The 7,008-nt window shown below is 60.7% G+C and carries 5 protein-coding genes and 2 tRNA genes; all 7 read left to right on the top strand.

Translation table 11 applies throughout. The features are described from left to right. Nucleotides 1-137: 137 nt before the first annotated feature. The 7 genes from clpX to CKO15_RS04450 all read left to right on the top strand — a co-directional run bounded on the left by clpX (nucleotide 138) and on the right by CKO15_RS04450 (nucleotide 6,986). The gene (gene clpX / locus CKO15_RS04480) at nucleotides 138-1,421 is read left to right on the top strand and encodes an ATP-dependent Clp protease ATP-binding subunit ClpX (protein WP_200192929.1); all 1,284 of its coding nucleotides are present in this window, start codon (nucleotides 138-140) and stop codon (nucleotides 1,419-1,421) included. A gap of 334 nt (nucleotides 1,422-1,755) precedes the next feature. Continuing rightward, the gene (lon, locus tag CKO15_RS04475) at nucleotides 1,756-4,215 is read left to right on the top strand and encodes an endopeptidase La (RefSeq protein WP_200192939.1); all 2,460 of its coding nucleotides are present in this window, start codon (nucleotides 1,756-1,758) and stop codon (nucleotides 4,213-4,215) included. 188 nt (nucleotides 4,216-4,403) lie between these two features. Beyond that, nucleotides 4,404-4,676: an HU family DNA-binding protein gene (locus CKO15_RS04470; protein ID WP_200192927.1), complete on the top strand. Its 273-nt coding sequence runs from the start codon at nucleotides 4,404-4,406 to the stop codon at nucleotides 4,674-4,676. Nucleotides 4,677-4,691: 15 nt separating this feature from the next. Next, nucleotides 4,692-4,767, top strand: a tRNA-Val gene (locus CKO15_RS04465). Nucleotides 4,768-4,792: 25 nt separating this feature from the next. Continuing rightward, nucleotides 4,793-4,869 (top strand) — tRNA-Asp (locus tag CKO15_RS04460). A gap of 98 nt (nucleotides 4,870-4,967) precedes the next feature. Then, nucleotides 4,968-6,419, top strand: coding sequence for a peptidylprolyl isomerase (locus tag CKO15_RS04455; RefSeq protein WP_200192925.1), 1,452 nt, complete (start codon nucleotides 4,968-4,970; stop codon nucleotides 6,417-6,419). A 258-nt stretch (nucleotides 6,420-6,677) separates the two neighbouring features. Then, nucleotides 6,678-6,986, top strand: a complete 309-nt coding sequence (locus CKO15_RS04450) for a hypothetical protein (protein WP_200192923.1) — start codon at nucleotides 6,678-6,680, stop codon at nucleotides 6,984-6,986. Nucleotides 6,987-7,008: the final 22 nt, after the last annotated feature.

Here is a 7,008-nt window from a genome sequence, read left to right as displayed (position 1 = left end):
TCAAGGAGCAAGGCATTGACACGTGACACAACAAGAATTCGCGCGAAATATGGGGGTCAAACAAACCCCATCAATCACTTACACTACACCAACCCCCTCAGATCGGGAGTGAACTGTGGAACTTGGGAGGCCAAGGCATGAGTGATCGTAAACAGGGCAAGGGCGAAGAGAGCGGCAAGCTGCTCTACTGCTCCTTTTGTGGCAAGAGCCAACAGGAGGTCCGCAAGCTCATTGCCGGGCCGTCGGTCTTCATCTGCGATGAGTGCGTTGATCTGTGCAACGATATCATCCGTGAGGAGCTCGAGGAGAGTGCTGAAACGGAGGAGGGCGGTCTGCCCAAGCCGCATGAGATCAACCGCGTACTGGATGAGTATGTCATCGGCCAGGAGCACGCCAAGAAAGTGCTCGCGGTCGCGGTCTATAATCACTACAAGCGGCTTGAACGGCGCAGTGATCGCGACGACGTTGAGCTGAGCAAGAGCAACATCCTGCTCATCGGTCCAACCGGTTCGGGAAAGACCCTGCTTGCCGAGACGTTAGCACGACTGCTCAATGTGCCGTTTACCATTGCTGATGCAACGACGTTGACCGAAGCCGGTTACGTCGGCGAGGACGTCGAGAATATCATCCAGAAGCTGTTGCAGAAGTGCGACTACGACGTCGAGCGAGCACAGCACGGTATTGTCTACATCGATGAAATCGACAAGGTGTCGCGTAAAGCCGATAACCCTTCGATTACCCGGGATGTCTCTGGCGAGGGTGTGCAACAGGCGCTGCTTAAACTCGTCGAGGGGACAACCGCGGCAGTGCCGCCGCAAGGTGGCCGTAAACATCCGCAGCAAGAGTTCGTGCAAGTCGATACGAGCAATATCCTCTTCATCTGTGGCGGGGCTTTTGCCGGGCTTGACAAGGTGATCCGTGAGCGCTCAGAGAAGGGTGGTATCGGTTTCTCGGCAGAGATCAAGGGCGAGCAGGAGCGGGCAAGCGTGGGCGCCATGCTGCGTGCCGTCGAGCCAAGCGATCTGGTTCGGTACGGTTTGATTCCTGAGTTCGTTGGCCGTCTGCCCGTGGTTGCGACGCTGGATGAGCTCGATGAGCCGGCGCTGATTGAGATCCTGCGTGAGCCGAAAAACGCCCTGGTTAAGCAGTACCGTAAGCTCTTCGAGATGGAGGGCGTCGAGCTTGATCTGCGCGAGGATGCACTGCGTGCCGTGGCGCATAAGGCCATGGAGCGCAAGACCGGAGCGCGCGGTCTGCGCACCATTTTGGAGCAGGTGCTGCTTGAGACCATGTACGAGCTGCCCTCGATGGAGAATGTCAGCAAGGTGGTGGTCGATGAGTCGGTGATCGCCGGCGAGAACCAGCCCTACATCGTCTATGCGGGCCCCGAGTGCACCAAAGCCGCCTCCTCTGACGAATAGAATAAGTCTTCGGCAGTGGCGGCCGGAGGCAGAGCAGTCGCTTGGGTTTACTACAAGCCTTGCGGCCTCGGGGCGGAGCCCTTGTCGTCGGCGTTTTCCGGTCGGCGTGTGTTGAAATGTGCCGTCCTTACCCCCACACCTCCTGAGTGAGCACCGGGCGCGCTGTGCTCGGGTCGTCGGTTTACGGCGGCTTCGTGTGCGGCAAGCACGCTGCCCGGTGATCGTTTCTGCCCATTAGCGAGGTTCTTAGCGCATGTCATCCAAGCCCCAAGGCTCGCAGGCTGTAGGCTCGATGAGCAACGAAAACGACGAGAGCAAGCCGGATCACGCTGCAATGGCGGGTGCTGAGCCGCCCGTGCAGATCCCGGTGCTGCCGCTGCGTGATGTCGTTGTCTATCCGCACATGGTGATCCCGCTGTTTGTTGGCCGTGAGCGCTCAATCCACGCCCTGGAAGCCGCGATGGGGGAAGATAAGCGGATCTTTTTGGTGGCGCAGCGCAATGCTGAAGTCGATGAGCCGGCGCCCGACGATCTCTACGCCTACGGTACGGTGGCGGCAATTTTGCAAATGCTCAAGCTGCCCGACGGCACAGTCAAGGTGCTCGTTGAGGGCAGTGAGCGGGCACGGTTAGGTGAGCTGATCGATGGCGGCGACTACCTAGCGGCGCGTTTTGAGCCGGTTATCGAGCCGACGGCCGATCCGCAGGATCGTGAACTTGAAGTGCTCGCCCGATCAGCAATGAGCCACTTCGAGCAGTACGTCAAGCTCAATAAGAAGATCCCCCCGGAGATCCTCTCCTCGATTGCCGGGATTGAGGAGCCGGGGCGGCTCGCCGACACCATAGCTGCGCATATGGCGCTGAAAGTCGAGGAGAAGCAGGAAGTCCTCGAGATGGAGGATGTGCGCCCACGTCTTGAGCATATCATGGGGCTGATCGAGTCCGAGATCGATGTGCTGCAGATCGAAAAGCGCATCCGCGGGCGCGTTAAGCAGCAGATGGAGAAGTCACAGCGCGAGTACTACCTCAACGAGCAGATGAAGGCGATCCAAAAAGAGCTCGGCGAGCTCGAGGATGTGCCGAATGAGGTCGAAGAGCTTGAGCGTAAGATCGACGGATCAGGGATGCCGCAGCAAGCGCTCGACAAGGCGCGTCAGGAGCTCAATAAGCTCAAGATGATGTCGCCGATGTCGGCCGAGGCTACGGTCGTGCGCAACTACCTCGACTGGATCGTCAGCCTGCCGTGGAAAGAGAAGAGCAAGGTGCGTCACGATCTGCAGCGAGCACAGAAGGTGCTCGATGCCGATCACTACGGCCTTGAGAAGGTCAAGGAGCGGATTCTCGAGTATCTGGCCGTACAGCGGCGGGTGCGCAAGCTCAAGGGCCCGATTCTCTGTCTGGTGGGGCCGCCCGGCGTGGGCAAGACGTCGCTTGGGCAGTCGATTGCACGAGCAACCAACCGGCAGTTTACGCGGATGTCGCTTGGTGGTGTGCGCGATGAGGCCGAGATTCGTGGCCATCGGCGCACCTATATCGGCTCATTGCCAGGCAAGATCGTTCAGAATATGAGCAAGGTGGGTAAGCGCAACCCGCTCTTTTTGCTCGACGAGATCGATAAGATGGCGATGGATTTTCGCGGCGACCCGGCCTCCGCGCTACTTGAGGTGCTCGACCCGGAACAGAATCATAGCTTTAGCGATCACTATCTGGAGGTCGATTTCGACCTCTCCGAGGTTATGTTCGTCTGTACCGCCAATACGATGAATATCCCGGCGCCGTTGCTTGATCGCATGGAGGTGATCCGTCTGCCGGGCTATACCGAGGAGGAGAAGGTTGCGATCTCTAAGCGCCACCTGCTGCCTAAGCAGATGAAGGCCAACGGCCTGCGGCGTGGTGAGCTTGACGTTAAGGAGAGCGCGGTTCGTGACTTGATTCGCCACTACACGCGCGAGGCTGGGGTGCGCAATCTTGAGCGTGAGTTGGCGACGATGTGTCGTAAAGTGGTCAAAGGTCTTGTCGAACAGGAGAGCAAAGCGCGCCGTCGTGGTGGCAGTGCCGAGGTGCGGGGCGTGCAGATCACTCGGCGCAACGTTGATAAGTATCTCGGGGTGCGCCGCTATCGCTTTGGTAAGGCGGAGACCGAGGATCGAGTTGGGCAGGCGACGGGGTTGGCGTGGACCGAGGTCGGTGGCGAGTTGTTGACCATCGAGGTGGCGGTGGTTCCTGGTAAGGGGCGTGCGATTCAGACCGGGCAACTCGGTGAGGTGATGAAAGAGTCGATCGATGCGGCGAGCACAGTCGTGCGCAGTCGTGCGCGCACCCTGGGACTCAACCCGGAGTTCTACGCCCAGCACGACTACCATATCCACGTCCCCGAAGGGGCCATCCCCAAGGACGGCCCATCAGCCGGCACCGGTATGTGTGTTGCGTTGGTCTCGGCGTTAACCGGCATTCCGGTGCGGGCGGCGGTTGGTATGACCGGCGAGATTACCTTGCGTGGCGAGGTGTTGCCGATCGGCGGGCTTAAGGAGAAACTACTGGCAGCGTTACGCGGTGGCATCGAGACGGTGCTTATTCCCACCGAGAATGAAAAGGATTTAGCCGAGGTGCCTAAGGAGGTGACCAGTAAGCTGGAGATCCGCCCGGTGCGCTGGATCGACGAGGTGCTCGATGTGGCTTTGACGCGGCTGCCGCAGCCGCTGCCCGAGGACGGAGTTCAGGGGGAGGAGGCGTCCTCACAGCGCGCTTCGGTAGCGGGTGGCGAGGGTGATAGCGACACCGCGCGCCCGCACTGATTGAGATCAGTGGGTTCGTAGTCGCGCCAGAGCGCGGACTGGTTGGGGGGAGTTGCAGAGCGTGATATGGTAGGCGGCGAGCGGGTTCGCGGGGGCAGGGCGGGAGAGACTTGAGCCTCCGTGCCTCTGGCGAGTGGTCAACTCAACAACAACTAATTAGAACCGTACACAGGTAAGGGGACGTTGGAATGAACAAGACTGAGCTGATTGAGGCGGTGGCCGATTCCGCCGATCTTTCGAAGGCTGCCGCTTCACGTGCCGTAGACGCTGTGGTAGAATCCGTCACTGAAGCGTTGAGGGAAGGTGATCAAGTCACCCTGGTTGGGTTTGGCACCTTTACGGTACGCGAGCGCGCGGCTCGGACTGGCCGCAATCCGCAGACGGGAGAGGCGCTTAACATCCCGGCATCGCGGGTTCCGGCTTTTAAGCCTGGTAAAGCGCTCAAGGATGCGATAAACTAGGCGCTCCTGTTGTCGGGGTGGTTAGCTCAGCTGGGAGAGCGTCGCCCTTACAAGGCGAAGGTCGGGGGTTCGAACCCCTCACCACCCACCAGGAGCTGCAAGTGGGGAGCAATTACGGAGCGGTAGTTCAGTTGGTTAGAATGCCGGCCTGTCACGCCGGAGGTCGCGGGTTCGAGTCCCGTCCGCTCCGCCAACTACGAGTCGACCGCTGCTAGGTCGCAATGAGGCGTCCCCGTCGCTTGGGGGGCGCTTTTTTTGTGCCTGTTTCCGAACCGCTAGCGAGCATAACGGATGCTTCAAGCTATACGAGACGGGGTTAAGGGGTGGATCGCCTGGGTGGTGATCGGGCTGATTGCCTTGCCATTCATTTTCATGGGCGGTTACGACCACTTCACGGGTGGCAGCGATCGCGATGCGGTCATAGCCAAGGTCGCCGGTGAAGAGATCGTCCGTCACGAACTGAACCGTGCCGTCGATCAGCGGCGCATGCAGTTGCGCGAGCTCTTCGGTGGGCAGCTGCCACCGGGAATGTTCGATGAGGAGAGCCTGCGCCGCGAGGCGCTGCAGGAGTTGATCGATGAGCGCCTGCTGAAGGCCTATGTCGAGCGTCAGAACCTGCGCGTTAGCGATGAGGAGGTCGCCCAGGCGATCCGCAATCAGCAGGTTTTTCACGAGGGCGGACGTTTCTCACGCGAGCGTTATCGGGCGTTGTTGCAGCAAAACCGCTTGACCCCGGAGCAGTATGAACAGTTGGTCCGCGAGGATCTGCTGATCGCTACGCTGGAGGAGGCGCTGCGGGTTGGTGGTGCGGTGGTGCCGCGGCAGCTTGATCAGCTGGTGAGCATCCAAGAGGAGCGCCGCCGCTTTGAGTACGTCGAGCTCGAAGCGGCAGCTTTTCTCGATGAAATCGAGGTGACCGATAGTGAGGTTGAGCGCCGTTACGCGGAGCGTTCCTTCGACTATATGGCGCCAGAGGCGGTGCGCTTGGCCTATCTCGAAGTGCACGAGGATGAACTTGCCGATGCGGGCTTGATCGATGAGATGGCCAATGTCGCCTTTGAGCGGCCGGAGAGTCTCGAGCCAGCGGCCGAGGTAGTCGGCCGCAAGATCGCGCACAGTGGGTGGTTGACTCGTGACGGTGGCGATGATGATGGGCTGGCACAGTATCCTGAGATCGTCGCCGCGGCTTTCAGCGAGGATGTGCGCGAACACGGCTATAACAGTGATCTGATTGAGGTCTCCGGCGGACGTTTTTTCGTGGTGCGTCTTGAGGCGTATCGGCCGCCGGCGCCGCGCCCGCTTGTCGAGGTGGCCGATGAGATCCGTGCCGATCTGCGCCGCGAGCGCGCCCTTGATGAGGCGCGGGCACAGGCGGAGCGGTGGAGCGCAGAACTTACCGAAGGGGCGGACGCAACCCTGGAGGAGAAGGCGGCGGCGCACGGAATCGAGCTGTTCGCCGCCGGACCTGTTCGCCGCGATGATCGCGGTCACCCTCAGGCAGTCGTGCGCAAGGCCTTTGCGCTGGCCGATGGCGCGGTTGGCAGCGTCCAGGTTGCCGCTGATACAATTGCGCTGGTGAGTGTGCAAGAGATCGAGCCGGGCAGACCGGACGACCTTGCCGAAGAGGAGCGCGAGCAGCTGCGTCAACAGCTGGGGCAGCTTGTTGCCCATACCGATTTTCGCGCCTTTCTGGAGGCGTTGCGCGAAGAGGCCGATGTGCAGATCAACGAAGGGCGGCTTTAGAGGCCGACCGTGGCTCTGATCTTAGAGAGCGGCCCCGGTGCGGTTGCGCACGGTTGGTTAAGGTACGGTTAAAGTCGAGACCGAGTCAGTCGATAACAGGGGCAAGGGCGATAGCTTTGAGTATTTGGTAAGGCCGGCGATGGATGGCCGGTCGGTTATGGATGACCAGAGCAGAGAGAGCCCGCGGCGCGCATTGCTACGGCAACGCGATACGATGCATGCACGAGCTAGCGAAAGCTAAGCGCTGAGGGAGGTTGTATGGTTGCAGTCGGAGGAATCGGTGGAAGTGCAGGTGCTGCGGGGATGCCGCCGCCGTCTTCCAATGATAGGCTCGACGACGATCCGTTCGCTGGAGCGGAGACGGGCGAGGTCGGTGGCTCCGAGTTCGGTGGTGATGGCGGGGCTGGCGATACCGTCGAACTCTCGTCGGTCGCGGCGGGCGGCGAGGTCGGTGATGATGCCTTCGCCGGTCAGAGCGGCGATGAGGGTGCCGCGACCTACGGCGCCGATGGCGACCTCGACGGTGCGTTCGATACTGGCGGCAGTGAGATCGACGCCATGATATAGAGCCTGCCCCGGCCCGCTGGTA

It is taken from the genome of Halorhodospira abdelmalekii, assembly GCF_016583625.1.
GTDB classification, from domain to species: Bacteria; Pseudomonadota; Gammaproteobacteria; order Nitrococcales; family Halorhodospiraceae; genus Halorhodospira; species Halorhodospira abdelmalekii.
The sequence above is the reverse complement of the archived record's forward strand: the minus strand, read 5'-3'. Positions and strand labels throughout refer to the sequence as shown.

What these genes read in the sequence shown, in the direction of transcription:
- clpX (WP_200192929.1), top strand. Translation starts at nt 138, where the DNA reads ATGAGTGATCGTAAACAGGGCAAGGGCGAAGAGAGCGGCAAGCTGCTC.
- lon (WP_200192939.1), top strand. Translation starts at nt 1,756, where the DNA reads ATGGCGGGTGCTGAGCCGCCCGTGCAGATCCCGGTGCTGCCGCTGCGT.
- CKO15_RS04470 (WP_200192927.1), top strand. Translation starts at nt 4,404, where the DNA reads ATGAACAAGACTGAGCTGATTGAGGCGGTGGCCGATTCCGCCGATCTT.
- CKO15_RS04455 (WP_200192925.1), top strand. Translation starts at nt 4,968, where the DNA reads ATGCTTCAAGCTATACGAGACGGGGTTAAGGGGTGGATCGCCTGGGTG.
- CKO15_RS04450 (WP_200192923.1), top strand. Translation starts at nt 6,678, where the DNA reads ATGGTTGCAGTCGGAGGAATCGGTGGAAGTGCAGGTGCTGCGGGGATG.